Raw genomic sequence first — 19,408 nt, 5'->3', positions numbered from 1 at the left:
TCCTCACACGTGGCCCTGCACCCTTACTTGCCCGTCCTTCGACCTTCCTGCCCGTGGTCGCCGGTACGAATTCCAGCATCAGCGTTGCCAGTGGCGGCAACACCATCAATGCCGCCGCACGATCGCCTTCGGCATGCGCTTCCACAACGCCGCCATTGCCCTTGCCCGAGCCGCCATAAGCGACGGCGTCGGTGTTGATGATCTCGCACCAGGTGCCCGCCTCCGGCAACGGAACGCGATAATTCTCGCGTGGAACCGGCGTGAAATTGGAAATGACAGCGACTGGATTGGCGCCCGGAGCCTTGCGCAGCCAGGCAAACACCGAATTCTCGGCGTCGTCGACAATCAGCCACTCGAAGCCCTCCGGCTCGCAGTCGCGCGCATGCAGCGCCGGCTTTTCGCGATAGAGGCGATTCAGATCGCGCACCACCTCCTGCACGCCGCGATGCGGAGCGTGCTGCAGCATGTCCCAGTCAAGCGCGCGAGCCTCGCTCCATTCGCGACGCTGGGCGAATTCCTGTCCCATGAACAGCAGCTTCTTGCCGGGATAGCCCCACATGAATGCGTAGTAGGCACGCAGGGTCGCGAACTTCTGCCAGTCATCGCCGGGCATCTTGCCGATCAGTGTCGATTTCCCGTGCACCACCTCGTCATGCGAGAGCGGCAGCACGAAATTCTCGGTGAAGGCATACATCAGACCGAAGGTGATCTGGTTGTGATGGTGCTTGCGGAAGAGCGGCTCGCGGGCAAGGTATTCGAGCGTGTCGTTCATGAAACCCATGTTCCACTTGAAGCCGAACCCGAGCCCGCCTTCGTGCACCGGATGCGAAACCTTCGGCCAGGACGTGGATTCCTCGGCAATGGTCATGACGCCGGGATGCGTGCCGTACAGCTCCTTGTTCATGCGCTGCAGGAAGGCGACGGCCTCGAGATTCTCGCGTCCCCCCTTCTCGTTGGGGATCCACTCGCCCGCCTTGCGCGAATAATCGAGGTAGAGCATCGAGGCGACCGCATCCACGCGCAACCCGTCGACATGGTATTTCTCGGCCCAGTAGAGCGCATTGTTCACGAGAAAGGATAGCACTTCGCGCCGGCCGAAATTGTAGATGAGCGTGTTCCAGTCAGGCTGGTAGCCTTTGCGTGGGTCAGCATGTTCGTAGAGCGCGGTGCCATCAAACTTCGCCAGGCCGAATTCATCGGTCGGAAAATGCGCCGGCACCCAGTCGAGAATGACACCGATACCCGCCCTGTGCGCGCCATCGACGAAACGGGCGAAACCTTCGGGATCGCCGAAACGGGCGGTGGGCGCATAAAGCCCTGTTGTTTGATAGCCCCAGGATGGGTCGTAGGGATGTTCCGAGATCGGCAGCAGTTCGATGTGCGTGAAACCGGTGTCGATGACATAGGGAATGAGCCGCTCGGCCAGTTCATCCCAGGTCAGGAAGCTGTCGTCCTCATTGCGCTGCCAGGATCCGGCATGAACCTCGTAGATGGAAATGGCCTGGCGGCGCGCCTCCGCCTCGCGCCAGAACTTGCGGTGCGCAGCATCACCCCATTTGTGCCGGGAAGGAACCGTTGTTACCGAAGCCGTGGCGGGGCGCAGTTCCGAGCGGAATGCGAAGGGATCGGCCTTGAGCGGCAAGCGAACGCCCTTTGCGCCGACGATTTCGTATTTGTAGGGCCGTCCTTCACCGAGGTCGGGAATGAAGATCTCCCATATGCCACTGTCCTGCCGCAGCCGCATCGGATGGCGACGACCATCCCATACATTGAAATCGCCGACGATGGAAACGCGTTTGGCATTGGGTGCCCAGACGGCGAAATGCACGCCGCTCGCCCCTTCATGATCGATGAGATGCGCACCCAGCTTGTCGAACAGGCGCAGATGCGAACCTTCGGCCATGTAGTAGTCATCGATCGGCCCGAGAACCGGCCCGAAAGAATAAGGATCGGCGATCCACCAGTCACCGCCGGCGTTTCGGGCGTGGTATTTCACGGGCTGGCGCTTGGTGACCGCGATCGGTCCTTCAAAGAAGCCGGCCTCGCCGCGGCGCGAGAGTTCGCCGACCGCCTTGCCGGCCAGGGTGTGCACAGTGATGGTCTCGGCGCCGGGAATGAAACACCGTGCGACAGACCCCTCTCCGGCCTCCTGCACGCCCAGGACGGAGAAAGGATTGCCATGCGTACCCGCCACAATCGCCTTGACGTCGGTGGCTGAAGCCGCCCCGTCAGATTGATCGCTCGTCGCGGTCGCGCGCGGCTTTTTTGTCAAGCGGTACCCCTCCCTGGGTCCACGGCCACGGACATGGCCTCATGCAATCACATCACACAGGCACGTTCCAGATTTCTTTCGCGTACTGGCGGATCGTCCTGTCCGACGAGAACCAGCCCATGCGGGCAACGTTGCGGACGGCACGGGCGTTCCAATCGGCGCTGTCGTTCCAGACAACATCCACCTCGCGCTGCTTGGCAGCGTAGGCGTCAAAATCCGCGGCGACCATGAACCAGTCGCTGTCGTAGAGGCCGTTCATCAGATCGCGGTAGCGATCGGGATCGTGCGGTGAGAATACCCCTGACGAGATCGCCGAAATTGCCTGCGCCAGTTCCGGCGAGCCTTCGATAACGGCGCGCGGCTGATAGCCGTTGCGGCGGCGTTCTGCCACCTCGTCGGCCTTCAGGCCGAAGATGAAGATGTTGTCGTCGCCGACATGTTCCTTCATTTCGACATTGGCGCCATCGAGCGTGCCGATGGTCAGCGCGCCGTTCAGACCGAACTTCATGTTGCCGGTACCCGACGCCTCCATGCCTGCAGTCGATATCTGCTCCGACAGGTCGGCCGCCGGCATCATGATCTCGGCCAGGCTGACATTGTAGTTGGGCACGAACACCACTTTGAGCAGCCCGCGAACGGCGGGATCGCCGTTGATGACCTTGGCAACGTCGTTAGCCAGTTTGATGATCAGCTTGGCGTTGTGGTAGCTCGGCGCCGCCTTGCCGCCGAAGAACTTCACCCGCGGCGTCCAGTCTTTCTCGGGATGCGAGCGGATCTGGTCGTACAGCGCCACGGCCTCCAGGATGTTGAGCAACTGGCGCTTGTATTCGTGGATGCGCTTGATCTGGATGTCGAACAACGCCGACGGATCGACGCGGATGCCCAGCCGGTCGGCGACCAGATTGGCGAGCCGCACCTTGTTGGCGCGTTTGACGGCTGCAAACTTCTTGCGGAATGCCGCGTCATCCGCAAAGCGATCCAGATCCTTGATCACCTCGATGTTGTCGAGGAAACGGTCGCCGATGGCTTCGCGCGCCAGTGCCGTCAGGCCCGGATTGCACTGGATCAGCCAGCGCCGCGGGGTGATGCCGTTGGTCTTGTTGTTGATGCGATCCGGATAGAGCCGGTGCAGGTCGGCGAACACCGTCTGCTTCATCAGTTCGGTGTGCAGCGCAGACACGCCGTTGATCGAATGCGAGCCGACGAAGGCAAGATTGCCCATGCGCACGCGGCGATCACCATTCTCCTGGATCAGCGAGATCGATGCGATCTGGTCGCCGGAGAAACGACCCGTCGAGCGCGCTTCCTGCAACACCTCGGCATTGATGGCGTAGACGATCTGCATGTGGCGCGGCAGCAACCGTTCGAACAGCGGCACCGGCCAGCTTTCGAGTGCCTCTGGCAGCAGCGTGTGGTTGGTATAGGCGAAGGTTCGCTTGGTTATGTCCCAGGCCTTGGCGAAATCCATGCCATGGACATCCATCAGCAGTCGCATCAATTCTGGTACGGCAACAGCTGGATGGGTGTCGTTGAGGTGGATTGCGGCCTTGTCCGGCAGGGACTCGAGTTCTCCGTACTGGCTGAGGTGACGCTGCAGGATGTCCTGCAGTGAAGCGGTCGAGAAGAAATACTCCTGCCGCAGCCGCAGCTCCTGGCCGGCCTTGTGGGAATCCGCCGGATAAAGCACGCGCGACAGCGCGTCCGCCTTGTTGCTCTCGGCCAGCGCGCCGATGTGGTCGCCGGCATTGAACTTGTCGAGCAGGATCGGGTCGACGGGCATGCCGGACCAGAGCCGCAGGGTGTTGACGCGCTTGGCCTTCCAGCCGACCACGGGCGTGTCATAGGCGACCGCCAGAACATGCTCCAGAGGTTTCCAGACATGGCGCTCTAGTCGCCCATCCCTCGCTGTGACGGATTCGACCGAGCCACCGAAGCCGACTTCGAAGGAACGCTCGCGACGCTCGAACTCCCACGAATTGCCATGATCGAGCCAGGTCTCCGGCAGCTCCACCTGCCAGCCATCCTGGATCTCCTGGCGGAACATACCGTTGGCGTAGCGGATGCCATAGCCATGGGCCGGCACATCGACGGTCGCCATCGATTCCATGAAACAAGCCGCGAGCCTGCCCAGGCCGCCATTGCCGAGCGCGGCATCAGGCTCGAGCGTGGCGATCTCGTCGAGGTCGACTCCAAGGGAGGACAGCGCCTCGCGCATCGGGTCCATGATGTCGAGATTGGAAAACGCGTCGCGCATCAACCGGCCGATGAGAAACTCGAGTGACAGGTAATAGACGCGCTTTTCCTGCTGGTCGTAGGTCTCCTTGGTGGCACTGATCCAGTGGTCGATGATGCGGTCACGCACCACCTTGATCGAAGCCGTCAGCCAGTCGTAAGGCGTCGCAACCGTGGTGTCCTTGCCGACGCGGTATTTGAGGGCCATCAGCACCTCGGACGCAAGTGTCTCCGGGTCGGGGTGGTCGAGATCAGGCAGCGGAGCACTGGGCTTCTTGGTGCGGGTCATCTTGCCTCTCGCGCGACCGGCGATCAGAGTTTACTCATCTCGCCGAGAACCGATTTTGCCTTTCAAACAGCATGAATAGCAGGACCTTCCGGCCCAGACCAGACAGCCGACCGGAATTTTTCAATCGATTTAATATCGCTAATATTCTGCGTTGCACCCAGAGCATATCGCAATGCACTCCGGGCGCAATCGGCAGATCATGCGGCTGCTGCGACGGCCTCAGGCGGAGCCTTCGCCCCGGTCATGAAAGCGACCGCATCCGACATCGAATATTCTTTCGGATTGATGACAGTGAGACGTCGGCCAAGCCGATGGATATGAATGCGATCCGCCACCTCGAAGACATGCGGCATGTTGTGCGAGATGAGCACGATGGGCAGGCCACGCCGCTTCACATCGAGGATGAGTTCCAGAACGCGCCGACTCTCCTTGACGCCGAGCGCTGCGGTCGGCTCATCCATGATGACGACGCGACTGCCGAAAGCAGCAGCACGTGCGACAGCCACACCCTGGCGCTGCCCCCCCGACAATGTCTCGACCGCCTGGCCGATGTTCTGGATGGTCATCAGGCCAAGTTCGGTGAGCTTTTCGCGCGCCCGTTTTTCCATCGCCGTGCGGTCGAGCATGCGAAACCAGGAGCCGAGAATGCCGGGTTTGCGGATCTCACGGCCAAGAAACATGTTGTCGGCGATGGACAGGGCCGGCGACAAGGCGAGGTTCTGGTACACGGTCTCGATGCCTGCGCCGCGCGCCTCCATCGGAGATTTGAACTGCACCGGCTTGCCTTCCAGGCGGATCTCGCCCTCGTCCGGTGTAACAGCACCGGAGATCGCCTTGATCAGCGACGACTTGCCGGCGCCATTGTCGCCGATGACGGCCAAGATTTCGCCTGGGTAGAGGTCGAAATCGGCGTTGTTCAGTGCCGTGACGCGGCCGTACCGCTTAACCAGTCCGCGTGCGGTGAGAATGGGTTCCGTGGTCATCCTGCGACCTTCCTGATCCACTGGTCGATGGCGACGGCGCTGATGATCAGCACGCCAATCAACAGATAGGTCCATTGCGGGTCCGTGCCGATGAGGCGCAACCCGAGTGAGAAGACACCGACGATCAGCGCTCCGAAAAGCATGCCGAGAATGGATCCGCGCCCGCCGAACAGCGAGATGCCGCCGATCACCACCGCGGTGATGGATTCGATGTTGGCAAACTGGCCTGCGGTCGGCGAAACCGAACCGATACGGCCGATCAGCAGCCAGCCGCCGAGTGCGCAGATCAGGCCCGACAGTACATAGACCGATAGCAGCATGCGAGTGACGCGCACGCCAGACAGTTCGGCCGCGTCCGGATCGTCGCCGATCGCGTAGACATGGCGGCCCCAGGCGGTGTGGTTCAGGACGTACCAGAGAATGGCGACCAGCAGCACCAGCGCGACGACGCCATAAGTGAAGACCGCATTGCCCACGCGAAAATTGTTGCCGAAGAACTGCAGGATCGGCGCCTGCGTTTCGATATCCTGCGCGCGGATGGTTTCGTTGGCCGAATAGAGAAAATTCGAGGCCAGAACGATCTGCCACATGCCGAGCGTGACGATGAAGGGCGGCAGCTTCATGTAGGCCACGAGCGCACCATTGATCCAGCCGCACAGCGCACCGACAGCGAAGCCGCACAGGATCGCGATCGATGGCGGCAGCCCGTAGCGGAAGGTGAACTGTCCCATCACCACCGACGAGAGCACCATGATGGCGCCCACCGAGAGGTCGATACCGGCAGTGAGAATGACCAGCGTCTGCGCTGCCCCGATCACGCCGGTGATGGCGACCTGTTGCAGGATCAGTGTCATCGAGAAGGCAGAGAAGAACTTGCCACCAATGATCAGGCCGAAGATCAGCACCGAAGCCACCAGAACGATCAATGGTACGGCAGCCGGATTGGAATGCAGGAAATGCTGTAGCTTTTCCAAGGTCGAACGCGTGTGCGTGTCGAAGTCCGCCACCGCCGTGTCGGCTCCAGTCAGCACTTTTTCGAATTCCTGCGGTCGCCTGGCATCCGCCGAAGCGTCGGTCATGTCGGCTCCTCCCGATCGGGGACTGACGCCCCGTCATACGCCCAAGGTGTTGATGCCTCGCCGGCGGGCCGATACCCCCTCCCCGGTCAGAAGACGACCGGGAGAGAGGGTGCTCCGCCAGGAGAGCACCCCCGCATAGAGCGCCGCGCGTCCTGCGGACGCGCAAAGGCCACTCTATCACTTAAATCCGCGCATCGTGCTTTCCGAAAATCGGACCCGATTTTCGGGCCGATGCGCTACAGCAATGCCAGCAAAATCGCGCAGCGGTTTTGTGTCCGGAATTGCTACAAATAAACCCAGAGCGTTTCCGCGTTTCCGTGAAAAACGGAAACACTCCAGCCAGCATCATGCCGTTAAGGGTTCAAATCAACCCCAGCACTTGGAAAGACCGGTCTTGACGTCGATGGATTCGACGCCCTTGGCCGGCTTGGCGGTGACCAGTGCCACACCGGTGTCGAAGAAGCTCTTGCCTTCCGTCGGCTTCGGCTTCTCGCCGCTGTCGGCGAATTTCTTGATCGCCTCGACACCAAGTGATGCCATCAGCAGCGGATATTGCTGCGAGGTGGCGCCGATGACGCCGCCTTCGACGTTCTTGACGCCTGGGCAGCCGCCATCGACCGATACGATCAGCACGTTCTTTTCCATGCCGACGGCTTTCAGTGCCTCATAGGCGCCGGCAGCGGCTGGTTCATTGATGGTGTGGACGACGTTGATTGACGGATCCTTCTGCAGCAGGTTCTCCATCGCCTTGCGGCCACCTTCCTCATTGCCGTTGGTGATGTCGTGGCCAACGATACGCGGATCATCCTCGTCGCCGATCTTGTTGGCGTCCTTGGGATCGATACCGAAACCGATCATGAAGCCCTGGTCCCGCAGCACATCGACGGTCGGCTGCGACGGGGTAAGGTCAAGAAACGCGATCTTGGCATCCTTTGCCTTGTCTCCCAGCGTGGCGGCGGCCCACTGACCGATCAGCTTGCCAGCCAGCAGATTGTCGGTGGCGAAAGTGGCGTCCGCGGCATCGGCGGGCTCGAGCGGGGTGTCGAGCGCAATCACGAGGATGCCGGCATCGCGCGCCTTCTTGATGGTCGGAACGATGCCCTTGGTATCGGAAGCGGTGATCAGGATGCCTTTGGCGCCGTCGGCGATGCAGCTTTCGATTGCCGCGACCTGGCTTTCGGTATCACCGTCGATCTTGCCGGCATAGGTCTTCAGGGTGACCCCCAGCTCCTTTGCCTTGGCGGTGGCGCCTTCCTTCATCTTGACGAAAAACGGATTGGTATCGGTCTTGGTGATCAGGCACGCGCCGACATCGGCCGCCGAAGCAGGCGCGGTAAAGCTTGCGAGCGCTGCGACCGCAGCGCCGAACACGGACGTCTTGAGAACAGAAAATCGCATTGAGGTACTCCTCCCAGAACCAAAGATCGCGGCCGACTGAATGCGCGCCGCCGAGGCGCCCGTCTGCTTTCCCGGTGAGCTCCCCGGTCCAAACGAAACACCAATCGCAATTCCGAGTCAATAATTAAATCACTCTTATTTATTATTGACACACTTGCGGAGCCGGCTCATTCTCGGCCAAAAGTCAGACAAGAAATCATGGGAGGGAGGAAGCTGTTGGACGACGGCGTTCAAAAGCACGGTTCGAACGAGCCGGGGGCGAGCCGTCTTCATCGCGGCACCAACCAGAGCGGCATGCGCGACCACAATGAGCGGCTCGTGCTTTCGCTCGTCCGGCAGCATGGCGGCCTGGCGAAATCCGACATCGCCCGCATGACCGGTCTTTCCGCGCAGACGGTCTCCGTCATCATGCGTGAACTGGAAGAAGAAGGCCTGCTGCTCAGGCGCGAACCGCTGCGTGGCCGCATCGGCCAGCCGTCCATTCCCATGGCACTCAACCCGGAGGGCGCCTTCTTCATCGGTCTCAAGATCGGCCGTCGCAGCGCCGAACTGGTGCTGATCGACTTCCTTGGCAAGGTGCGCGCCATGCTTCACCATTCCTACCGTTACCCGGCTCCATCGGAGACCGTGGATTTCGTTGCTGCCGGCGTCGCCAAATTGCGGGCAGGACTGACGCCCGCACAAGATCGACGTGTCTCCGGCCTCGGCATCGCGGTACCTTTCGAGCTGTGGAACTGGGCCGACGCAGCCGGTGCGCCACGTTCGATCATGGAGGAATGGCGCCATCGCGACATCCGCTCCGACATCCAGGCGCTGTGCGACTTCCCCGTCTATCTGCAGAATGACGCGACTGCCGCCTGCGGCGCCGAGCTTGTTTTCGGCAACGCGCTGGATGTGCGCGACTTCGTCTATTTTTATATCGGCGCCTTTGCCGGCGGTGGCATCGTGCTCAACGGCCGCATCTACAGCGGGCCGACCGGCAATGCCGGCGCGCTTGGCTCTATGCCGGTGCCGGGGCCAGACGGCAGGCCGATCCAGCTTATCGACGTCGCCTCCATCGCAACGTTGGAAAAGGCGCTTGCGCTGCGTGGCGTGGATGCCCAGCACCTGTGGACCTCGCCCGAGGAGTGGGGTGACATTGGGCCGGAGCTCGACGCTTGGCTTGCCGGCGCGGCCGAGGCCCTTGCTTACGCCATAGCCTCCGCATCCGCGGTGATCGACTTCGAGGAAGCAGTGATTGACGGCTGGATGCCCACTGCAATTCGCGCCCGTCTGGTCAAGGCCGTTGGCGCCGCTTTGGACAAGGTCGATGCCGAAGGCCTCAAATTGCCGACCGTGCGCGAAGGCACTGTCGGCATCCACGCCCGAGCACTCGGCGGCGCGAGCCTGCCCCTTTCCGACCGCTTCCTTGTCGGTCCAACCTCAACATCCGGAACGCTTTGACATGCTGATCGGCATTTCTCCCCTGCTCGGGCCCGAACTTCTTGGCGTGCTGCGTGCGATGGGCCATGGCGACGAAATCGCCATCGTTGACGGCAACTATCCAGCAGAAGAACAAGCCACCCGCCTGATCCGTGCCGACGGCGTCGATCTGGTGCCGATGCTCGATGCCATCCTTTCCGTTTTGCCAGTGGATGATTTCGTCGAAGAAGCGCTGTTCCGTTCTTCGAAAAAAGGGGATCCGAAGCTGGTCGACCCCGTCCACGGTGAGATCGAAGCGGTGTGCACCAAACGCGCGCCCGGCCGCAAGGTGGTCGCCATGCCAGGCGCCGACTTCTACGCCAGGGTCAAGGCGGCCCATGCCATCGTTCAGACATCAGAGCCCCGGCTCTACGCCAACATCATCGTCCGCAAGGGCGTGATCTACCCGACCGGAGCCTGAACGCATGATCCTGTGCTGCGGCGAGGCCCTCATCGATATGCTGCCGCGCGAGAGTACAGCCGGCGAAGCAGCTTTCGCGCCCTATGTCGGCGGGGCCGTCTTCAACACAGCCGTGGCGCTTGGCCGGTTGGATATTCCGGTTGGTTTCTTCACCGGCATCTCGACGGATTTTTACGGCGACATGCTGCGCAATGCCCTTGTCGCCAGCAAAGTGTCGCTCGACTTCATCAAATTTGCCGACCTGCCGACGACGCTTGCTTTCGTGAGATTGAGCGGAGGCCAAGCCAGCTATCTCTTCTATGACGAAAACACTGCGGGACGCATGCTGGTCGAGGCCGATCTGCCCACCGTCGATGACGAGGTTGAAGCGATGCACTTCTCCTGTGTCAGCCTCATCCAGGAACCGTGCGGGGCGACCTATGAGGCGCTGATGCGCCGCGAGCACGACAAGCGGGTGATGATGTTCGATCCCAACATCCGCAAGAATTTCATCAAGGACAAACCGCGACATCTCGCGCGCATGCAGCGGATGCTGGCGCTCGCCGATATCGTCAAGTTGTCGGACGAGGACCTGGACTGGTTTGGCGAGACCGGCAGCCTCGAAGACATCGCGGCGCGCTGGCTTGGGCTGGGGCCCAGTCTTATGGTGGTGACGCAAGGTGCCAAGGGTGTGGTGGCATTCTCCCGGAACCATGCCGTTTCCGTACCGGCAGAGCCAGTCAAGGTTGTCGACACGGTCGGGGCCGGCGATACGATCAATGCCGGGATCCTCGCCTCATTGCGCGACCAGGGCCTGCTGTCCAAGCAGGCGATTGCCGGCCTTTCGGAAAACCAGATCCTTACAGTGCTTGCCTTCAGCGCCAAGGCCGCCGCCATCACCGTTTCCCGCGCCGGCGCCAATCCGCCTTCACGGCGGGAACTCATCGAAAGCGCCGCTGTCGCCGGCTAAAAGCCCGTATTGCAATCACATTATGTTTCGCAAACGACGATGCCGTAGCCGCAGGCCGCACAAAAAGCCCGCAAAAGCCTGGCTTTGCAGCTTTTCCCCAAAGCAGCTTAACGGCTGTTGGTAACGAAGGCGACCGCTGCCTAAAGCCGCAGCCTTGCTGCAAATCTTTCGCGCGCCGTGCAACTCTGGTACCAGCGGCGCGTTATCTGGCAAAATTCGGGGCCGACATGCAGTTCATCGATCTAGGCGCGCAGCGCGCACGCATCCACGACAGGCTGAAGTCAGCCATCGACAAGGTCGTTGAGGAAGGCCGCTATATTCTCGGGCCGCAGGTCGCCGAATTCGAAGCCAAGCTGGCAGATTACGTCGGGGTGAAGCATGTGGTGGCTTGCGCCAACGGCACCGACGCCTTGCTGCTGCCGCTTTACGCCTCCGGCATTGGGCCTGGCGATGCAGTGTTTGTACCGAGCTTCACTTTCGCAGCGACCGCCGAAGTGGTGGCGCTGGCCAAGGCCGAACCGATCTTCGTCGATGTCGATGCCAAGACCTACAACATCGACATCGAAAGCCTGGAAGCTGCCATCGCCATGGTCAAGGCCGAAGGCCGGCTGAAACCGAAGGCAATCATCCCCGTCGACCTGTTCGGCCTTGCCGCCGACTACCATGCCATCATGGCGATTGCCAGGCGCGAGAACCTGCTGGTGATCGAGGATGCCGCCCAGTCGATCGGCGGCACCGCCAGCAATGCCAAATGCGGCGCCTTCGGCCATGTCGCCGGCACATCGTTCTATCCGGCCAAGCCGCTCGGCTGCTATGGCGACGGCGGCGCGATGTTCACCAATGACGGTGCACTGGCTGAAAAGCTGCGTTCCTTCGCCTTCCACGGCAAGGGCGAAACGCAATATGACAATGTCCATGTCGGCATCAATTCGCGTCTCGACACACTGCAGGCAGCGATTCTGATCGAAAAGCTGGCGATCCTGGAAGATGAGATGGTCGCCCGTCAGAAGGTGGCGGCGCGTTATGCCGAAGGCCTCGGCGACGTCGTCACGGCAGCAGGCAACCTCGACGGCAGCCGCTCGGCGTGGGCGCAATACGCCATCGAAACGCCAAAGCGTGACGGGTTGAAGGCGCACCTGCAGGAAAAAGGCATCCCGTCCGTCATCTACTACGTCAAGCCGTTGCACGAGCAGGTCGCTTACCGTCACTTCCCGCGCACGCCCACCGGCCTGGCGGTATCGGAAGGCCTGCCCAACCGGATCCTGTGCCTGCCGATGCACCCCTATCTGAGTGAAGCCGACCAGGATCGTGTCATCGAGACGATCCGCAACTACATCGGTTCGAACTCGATCCAGGCGGCGGAGTAAGCATACCTCGCCGTATCGACCGAGGGCATTTGCCTGCAGCGCAGGCGGCCCTCACCTGCCTCTGGCTATAAAAAACGGATTGGCGAAATCGGCGTCGTGCGCCTGATTTCGCTTGCCATAGGTGAGCGGTTCACCATCGAGCGTCGATGTGCTGCCACCAGCAGCGCGCAATACAGCATCACCCGCCGCCGTATCCCATTCCATGGTGCGACCGAAACGCGGGTAGAGGTCGGCGACGGCTTCCGCAAGAAGGCAGAACTTGAGCGACGAACCGATGGAGACGATCTCCGTCGGCCCCAGTGTTGCGATATAGTCGTCGGTTTCCAGCGTGCGGTGCGAGCGGCTGGCAACGACTGCAAGTGGCGAGGCGGCTGGACGGGCCGCAATCGCCCGGCGCGCAACCACGCCGAGGTTTGCATCGACTTCTGCAGCTTCCGCCATTCCAGGCCGCCCCGAATACAGCTTGCCGGAGCACGGTGCGAAGACCACGCCGACCTCGGGAACACCGTGGCGCACCAGCGCGATGTTGACGGTGAAGTCATTGCCACGCTTGACGAATTCCTTGGTGCCATCGAGCGGATCAATCAGAAAGAAGGCTTCGCCGAGCGAAGCCGGCAGGATACCGGCGCTGGCTTCCTCTTCTGCCACGCATGGCACGTCCGGATAGATTTCGCGAAGGCCAGCGAGAATGATCTGCTCGGCCTGCCGATCTGCTTCCGTTACCGGTGATGCGTCCGCTTTGGCATCGACCGCGCAGCCTTCGTGGAAGATGCGCATGATGGCACTGCCGGCAGCCAATGACAGCTTTTCCAACACGACGAGCATGGCAACATCGCCATGTGCCGAGCCTTTCTGGGCCTCTGCAGAACTGGTCTCGGGCGTGTTGAGATTCATGGCAAAGCGAGCCTGAATTGGTGGATTTCAATAGACGGGATACAGCATGGTGCCCGACATGCAAGCAGCGAGAGCAATGACGGTCCGCCATTTGCAGACCGATATCGATCGGGCCTCAATACGCCCTAGATGCCGCCGCCACTTTCATATTGCGTCTCAGCCTTGTCGCGCTCGGCCAGCCATTCGTCCAGGATATCCACCATCTCTTCGACGGTTCTACCGACCGTCTGCAGGCGGATCTCGGGGGTCTCTGGCGGTTCATAGGGAGAATCGACGCCGGTGAAATTCTTGATCTCGCCGCGCAATGCCCGCGCATAAAGGCCCTTCGGATCGCGTCGCGCGCACTCCTCGAACGGCGTGTCGACGAACACTTCGACGAACTCGCCACCTGCCATCAGTTCGCGCGCCAGACGCCGCTCGGCACGAAAAGGCGAGATGAAGGAGACGAGCACGATCAGGCCGGCATCCGCCATCAGCTTCGCCACTTCGGCGACACGGCGGATGTTCTCGACGCGGTCGGCATCGGTGAAACCGAGATCGCGGTTGAGGCCATGGCGCACATTGTCGCCATCGAGCAGATAAGTGTGACGCCCGGTGGCGGCGAGCTTCTTCTCGAGCAGGTTGGCGATGGTGGACTTGCCCGAGCCCGACAGGCCAGTGAACCAGAACACCGCCGGTCGCTGGTGCTTCATGTCGGACCGCGCACGCTTGTCGACGTCGAGCGACTGCCAATGGATGTTCTCGGCACGGCGCAGAGCATGCTGGATCATGCCGGCGCCGACGGTCGCATTGGTGATGCGGTCGATCAGGATGAAAGCGCCGGTCGAGCGGTCTTCGGCAAAGGCATCGAAGGCTATCGGGGTGCGCGTCGAGATGTTGACGACGCCGACCTCGTTCATCTCCAATGACTTCGCCGCTTCTTCGCTCAAGTCGTTGACGTTGAGACGGTGTTTCAGTTCGGTGACGGTCGCGCTCGCCTCATCCGTTTCGGTGCGCAGGATGTAGGAACGGCCTGGCAGCAACGCCTGCTCGTCGAACCAAACCAGCTTGGCGGCGAACTGGTCGGACACCTGCGGGCGCGCATCCGGCTGCACCAGCATGTTGCCGCGCGAAACCTCGACTTCTTCATCCAGCACCAGCGTCACCGCCTGGCCGGCAATCGCCTTCTGCAGGTCGCCACCATAAGAGACGATGCGCTTGACGTGGGCGGAACGGCCGGATTTCGCCACCACAACCTCGTCGCCACGCGACACCGAGCCGGAGGCGATGGTGCCGGCGAAGCCACGAAAATCGAGGTTCGGCCGGTTCACATATTGCACGGGGAAACGGAACGGCTGTTCAACCGAAGCGCTTCCTACCGGGACAGTCTCCAGATGCTCGATCAGCGTCGGGCCCTGATACCAGGCCAGCCGCTCCGAACGCGCCGAAACATTATCGCCGTAGCGCGCCGACATCGGGATCGGCGCAATACTTTCGAAGCCGAGGTCGCGCGCGAAATCGCGATATTCTGCGACGATGCGGTCGAAGATAACGCGATCGAAGCCGACCAGATCGATCTTGTTCACCGCCAGCACGATGTTGCGGATGCCGAGCAGCGACGCGATGATGGAATGGCGCCGTGTCTGGCGCAGCACGCCCTGGCGCGCGTCGATCAGAACGATGGCGAGATCGGCGGTGGAAGCGCCGGTCGCCATGTTGCGGGTGTATTGCTCGTGCCCCGGCGTATCAGCGACAATGAACTTGCGCTTTGGCGTGGCAAAGAAGCGGTAGGCCACATCGATGGTGATCCCCTGCTCGCGCTCGGCCTCCAGACCATCGACCAGCAGCGCGAAATCGACATCCTCGCCGGTCGTGCCATGCTTGCGCGAGTCACGCTCGAGCGCTGCGAGCTGATCCTCGAAGATCTGCTTGGTGTCGGAGAGCAGTCGGCCGATCAGCGTCGACTTGCCATCGTCGACCGAGCCGCAGGTGAGGAAGCGCAGCAGCGACTTCTTCTCCTGCGCGGCCAGATAATCGCGCACCTCGTTGCTCGGCTCGAGGGTTTTTGCCGGAACATGGCGCATTCTCAAAAATACCCCTCGCGCTTCTTCTTTTCCATCGAGCCGGCTTCATCGCGATCGATCAGGCGGCCTTGCCGCTCGGATGTGCGCGCCGTCAGCATCTCGCCGACGATGGCTTCCAGCGTGTCGGCGCTGGATTCGATGGCGCCGGTGAGCGGATAGCAGCCGAGCGTGCGGAAACGCACCAGGCGGTTTTCGATCACCTCGTCAGGACGCAGCTTCATGCGGTCGTCGTCCTTCAGGATGAGCATGCCGTCGCGTTCGACCACCGGCCGCTGCTTGGCGAAGTAAAGCGGTACGATCGGGATGTCTTCCTGCAGGATGTACTGCCAGATATCGAGCTCGGTCCAGTTGGAGAGCGGGAAGACGCGGATCGACTCCCCGGCGGCGATGCGGGTGTTGTAGATGTTCCACATCTCCGGCCGCTGGTTCTTCGGATCCCAAGCATGGCTTGAATTGCGGAAGGAGAAGATGCGTTCCTTGGCGCGCGACTTCTCCTCATCGCGACGGGCACCGCCGAAGGCAGCGTCGAAGCCGTATTTGTCGAGCGCCTGGCGCAGGCCCACGGTCTTCATGACATGGGTGTGCACGTTCGAACCATGGTCGAACGGGTTGATGTTGTCGCGCACGCCATCCTCGTTGACATGCACCAGAAGATCGAAGCCAAGCTTCTCCGCCATCTGGTCGCGGAAAGCGATCATCTCGCGAAACTTCCAGGTGGTGTCGACATGCAGGAAAGGAAACGGCGGCTTGGCCGGATAAAAGGCCTTCATCGCCAGATGCATAAGGACCGACGAGTCTTTACCGACGGAATACAGCATCACCGGCTTGGAGAAATTGGCAGCAACCTCACGAAAGATATGGATGGACTCGGCTTCCAACCGCTGCAGGTGGGTCAATGCCATGTTCATCGATGAGGTCTCTTATCGCCGTAGTTCCGCCTGCGAACAAACCGGAACGAACAACCCTGGCGGGACAAAGCTGTCGCGGTTCCGGCCGGACGCCAAACCTGCCACCTTCTAGCGCCAGAAATAGGCCCCGCCAACATTGTCGAGGCTCTTTGCCTTCCCTTATTGAGATATATTTTTCCCGGAACCGGCAGTTCTTGGAATTTCCCTGCGGGACGATCCAAATGCGGTCGAGGCGGAGCCACCTAGGCTGCACCATGATGAGAATCTGCGGATAGAGCACGTTTCCTATTGAATCCGCCCAGTCGTCAACGCATGCAGAACTGTTGCCACAGGGGAACAGTACCCTTGAGGGACTTGAGTAGCAGCCTCAACTCGCGTATGGCCAGCGCACACAAACGGGTGCCATGCGGAGATGCTCACCGGCATTGTTGCTTAAGACGACTAAGTGCCGGAAAAGCATTACATAACCTGCGATATCAGTGGATTGGCGCAATGTTGTCGAGATACCTACCGGCTCCGCTTGCGGGTTGATTGATCTCTAAGAGGCGAACATACACGCATGACTATCAAAGAAGTTAGAGCCTCAAGCTGTTGTGAAAAGCAGCAGGATCAGCCTCGACATAGAGCTGAACTCCGAGAATATCGGAATTCACAATCCTTCAGGACGGCACCCTGACAGCCGCCCCCGCAAACTTGCAGAACAGAAGCTCTCAATCCAAAGTCGTGGACTAATTCGCAAATGACGATCAGCTTAGAAAACGCTGCGATTGCAGTTGTGGGCCTCGGCTATGTTGGCCTGCCATTGGCAGTTGAATTCGGGAAAAAACGACGCGTCGTCGGATTTGACATCAAACGCAAACGCATCGATGCGTTGCGTGCCGGAGAGGATGATACGCTAGAAGTAACGCCCGAAGCTCTCGCAGAAGCCAAGAAGCTTTCCTTCTCTGATGATCCCGCGGATCTTAAGGCATGTGGTGTCTTTATCGTAACGGTACCCACTCCGATCGATGACGCCAATCGCCCAGACCTAACACCACTGGTGCGTGCATCCGAACTGATCGGCTCGGTGATGCCACAGGGCGCGGTGGTGATCTATGAATCAACTGTTTATCCAGGGGCAACCGAAGAGGTCTGTGTTCCAGCGCTCGAGCGGACTTCAGGCAAGAAGTTTAACGTCGACTTTTTCTGCGGCTACAGCCCGGAGCGTATTAACCCCGCAGACAAGCAAAATACCCTGCCAAGCATCGTAAAGGTTACAAGCGGCTCGACACCGGAGGCCGCCGAAGCGGTGGATGGGCTTTATTCAGAAATCATCACCGCTGGGACTCACCGGGCCAGCAGCATCAAGGTCGCTGAAGCCTGCAAGGTGATCGAGAACACGCAACGCGACCTCAACATCGCCCTTATGAATGAGCTTTCGATCGTCTTCGCGCGGGTCGGCATCGACACCGCCGAGGTGTTGCAGGCAGCTCTCACGAAGTGGAACTTCCTGAACTTCCGGCCTGGTCTCGTAGGCGGCCACTGCATCGGCGTCGACCCGTACTATCTGACTCACAAGGCGGAACAACTCGGATACATTCCCCAGGTGGTTCTTGCCGGTCGGCGCATAAACGACAACATGGGCCGCTACGTTGCACGCAACACAATCAAACTGATGTTGAAAAATGGCATGGATGTTCCAAGGTGCCGCATCGGCGTGATGGGTGTCACATTCAAGGAGAACTGCCCCGATACCAGAAACTCGCGCGTAGCGGATATCGTCCGTGAGTTGCAGGATCACGGCGTCGAAGTGCTGGTCACAGATCCTCACGCGGACGCGGACGGGGTTCGGGCTGAGTATGGCTTCGAGGTCGGTTCGTTGTCTCCCGACAATCCAGTCGACGCGATTGTTGTGGCGGTTGGCCACCACGAATACCGTGACATGACCCCCGCCTACCTACGATCGCTCACCCGAGGCAACGCTCCCGTGCTTGCCGACGTCAAAAGTCTCTACGACCGGCACGCTGCGGCGGCTGAAGGTTTCACGGTGTTTCGGCTATGATGGCACAAAATTCGAACAGCAAGGTCCGTTTCGCACTCGTTGGCGCTGGGCGGATTGCCGCCAATCACTTCAAATCGATTGAGAGCCATGCCGATCGATGCGAGTTGGTCAGTGTGTGCGACACCAATCCGCAGGCGCTTGCCGCTGCGACTGCGCTGACAGGAGCCAAAGGCTATAGCCAGCTAAACGACCTCCTGGCGGAGACGAGTGCCGACTGCGTGATATTGACAACGCCAAGCGGGCTTCACGCCACGCAGGCGATTGCTGCAGCGCAATCTGGCCGTCATGTCCTGACCGAAAAACCAATGGCGACACGGTGGAGAGATGGCCTGGCCATGGTCGAGGCCTGCGACCTGGCGGGAGTGAAACTCTTTGTCGTCAAACAGAACAGGCGCAACGCCACCCTACAACTGCTGAAGCAGGCCATCGACCAGAAGCGCTTCGGCCGCATCTATTCGGTCGCGGTCAACGTATTCTGGACACGCCCGCAGGACTATTATGATGCCGCCAAATGGCGTGGGACCTGGGAGTTTGACGGCGGCGCGTTCATGAACCAAGCGAGCCACTACATCGATCTGCTGCAATGGCTCATCGGTCCGGTCGAAAGCGTTATGGCTTACACTGGAACACTGGCGCGCAGCATCGAAGCCGAGGATACGGGCGTCGCTGCGATCAGATGGCGCAATGGCGCCATGGGCACGCTCAATGTGACGATGTTGACCTATCCCAAGAACCTTGAAGGTTCGATCACCATTCTGGGTGAGACCGGAACGGTTCGGATCGGAGGTGTGGCGGTCAATGAGATCCAAGAATGGTCGTTTGCCGAACAGCTCCCCGAAGACGACCTGATCAAGACTGCGAACTACGAGACAACGAGTGTCTATGGGCTGGGCCATCCTCTCTATTATGACAATGTCATCAAGACATTGCGTGGGGAGGCCGACGCAGAAACGGATGGGCGCTCCGGCTTGAAGAGCCTGGAACTGCTTGTCGCCATGTACCAGTCCGCGAGAAACGGCACCCGCGTGCCGCTACCGCTGGAGATTTGATC

13 protein-coding genes and 1 pseudogene are annotated in these 19,408 nt (G+C 60.6%); 6 read left to right on the top strand and 8 right to left on the bottom strand.

Features of this window, described 5'->3' with window-relative positions:
* Positions 1-70: 70 nt before the first annotated feature.
* The 5 genes and pseudogenes from glgB to AC3WTO_RS02935 all read right to left on the bottom strand — a co-directional run.
* Positions 71-2,272 (bottom strand): annotated as a pseudogene (gene glgB / locus AC3WTO_RS02955) (1,4-alpha-glucan branching protein GlgB); the annotation flags it as partial.
* A gap of 52 nt (positions 2,273-2,324) precedes the next feature.
* Positions 2,325-4,793, bottom strand: coding sequence for a glycogen/starch/alpha-glucan phosphorylase (locus AC3WTO_RS02950; RefSeq protein WP_492459187.1), 2,469 nt, complete (start codon positions 4,791-4,793; stop codon positions 2,325-2,327).
* Positions 4,794-4,990: 197 nt separating this feature from the next.
* Complete coding sequence (locus AC3WTO_RS02945) at positions 4,991-5,776, bottom strand: ATP-binding cassette domain-containing protein (RefSeq protein ID WP_492459186.1); 786 nt, start codon at positions 5,774-5,776, stop codon at positions 4,991-4,993.
* Entirely contained in the window at positions 5,773-6,855 is a 1,083-nt protein-coding gene (locus tag AC3WTO_RS02940) for an ABC transporter permease (protein WP_492459185.1), read from the bottom strand. Before AC3WTO_RS02940 ends, AC3WTO_RS02945 begins: the two co-directional genes overlap by 4 nt.
* Before the next feature lie 366 nt (positions 6,856-7,221).
* The gene (locus AC3WTO_RS02935; RefSeq protein WP_492459184.1) at positions 7,222-8,253 is read right to left on the bottom strand and encodes a sugar ABC transporter substrate-binding protein; all 1,032 of its coding nucleotides are present in this window, start codon (positions 8,251-8,253) and stop codon (positions 7,222-7,224) included.
* Positions 8,254-8,547: 294 nt separating this feature from the next.
* Here AC3WTO_RS02935 and AC3WTO_RS02930 point away from each other — a divergent pair, with 294 nt between their 5' ends.
* The 4 genes from AC3WTO_RS02930 to AC3WTO_RS02915 all read left to right on the top strand — a co-directional run bounded on the left by AC3WTO_RS02930 (position 8,548) and on the right by AC3WTO_RS02915 (position 12,451).
* On the top strand, positions 8,548-9,696 hold the full coding sequence (locus AC3WTO_RS02930) for an ROK family transcriptional regulator (RefSeq protein ID WP_492460022.1): 1,149 nt from the start codon (positions 8,548-8,550) through the stop codon (positions 9,694-9,696).
* Between the two features lies 1 nt (position 9,697).
* Positions 9,698-10,135, top strand: a complete 438-nt coding sequence (locus tag AC3WTO_RS02925) for an RbsD/FucU family protein (RefSeq protein WP_492459183.1) — start codon at positions 9,698-9,700, stop codon at positions 10,133-10,135.
* 4 nt (positions 10,136-10,139) lie between these two features.
* Entirely contained in the window at positions 10,140-11,084 is a 945-nt protein-coding gene (locus AC3WTO_RS02920; protein ID WP_492459182.1) for a carbohydrate kinase family protein, read from the top strand.
* A 227-nt stretch (positions 11,085-11,311) separates the two neighbouring features.
* Positions 11,312-12,451, top strand: coding sequence for a DegT/DnrJ/EryC1/StrS family aminotransferase (locus AC3WTO_RS02915; RefSeq protein ID WP_492459181.1), 1,140 nt, complete (start codon positions 11,312-11,314; stop codon positions 12,449-12,451).
* Positions 12,452-12,502: 51 nt separating this feature from the next.
* On the opposite strand, the gene cysQ is transcribed toward AC3WTO_RS02915, so the two are convergent.
* From cysQ to cysD, 3 genes are all read right to left on the bottom strand, one after another.
* The gene (gene cysQ, locus AC3WTO_RS02910; protein WP_492460021.1) at positions 12,503-13,276 is read right to left on the bottom strand and encodes a 3'(2'),5'-bisphosphate nucleotidase CysQ; all 774 of its coding nucleotides are present in this window, start codon (positions 13,274-13,276) and stop codon (positions 12,503-12,505) included.
* A gap of 194 nt (positions 13,277-13,470) precedes the next feature.
* Entirely contained in the window at positions 13,471-15,408 is a 1,938-nt protein-coding gene (gene cysN, locus AC3WTO_RS02905) for a sulfate adenylyltransferase subunit CysN (RefSeq protein ID WP_492459180.1), read from the bottom strand.
* 2 nt (positions 15,409-15,410) lie between these two features.
* The gene (cysD, locus tag AC3WTO_RS02900) at positions 15,411-16,316 is read right to left on the bottom strand and encodes a sulfate adenylyltransferase subunit CysD (protein ID WP_492459179.1); all 906 of its coding nucleotides are present in this window, start codon (positions 16,314-16,316) and stop codon (positions 15,411-15,413) included.
* A 739-nt stretch (positions 16,317-17,055) separates the two neighbouring features.
* Between cysD and AC3WTO_RS02895 the strand changes: the two genes are divergently transcribed.
* Both AC3WTO_RS02895 and AC3WTO_RS02890 read left to right on the top strand, forming a co-directional pair.
* Positions 17,056-18,357 (top strand): nucleotide sugar dehydrogenase, encoded by a 1,302-nt coding sequence (locus tag AC3WTO_RS02895; RefSeq protein ID WP_492459178.1) that lies wholly within the window; start codon positions 17,056-17,058, stop codon positions 18,355-18,357.
* Positions 18,354-19,406: a Gfo/Idh/MocA family protein gene (locus AC3WTO_RS02890; RefSeq protein ID WP_492459177.1), complete on the top strand. Its 1,053-nt coding sequence runs from the start codon at positions 18,354-18,356 to the stop codon at positions 19,404-19,406. The genes AC3WTO_RS02895 and AC3WTO_RS02890 overlap by 4 nt, the downstream gene beginning before the upstream one ends.
* Positions 19,407-19,408 lie beyond the last annotated feature (2 nt).

It is taken from the genome of Mesorhizobium sp. EU05-FHT14A09 (genome assembly GCF_058790995.1).
The sequence above is the reverse complement of the archived record's forward strand: the minus strand, read 5'-3'. Positions and strand labels throughout refer to the sequence as shown.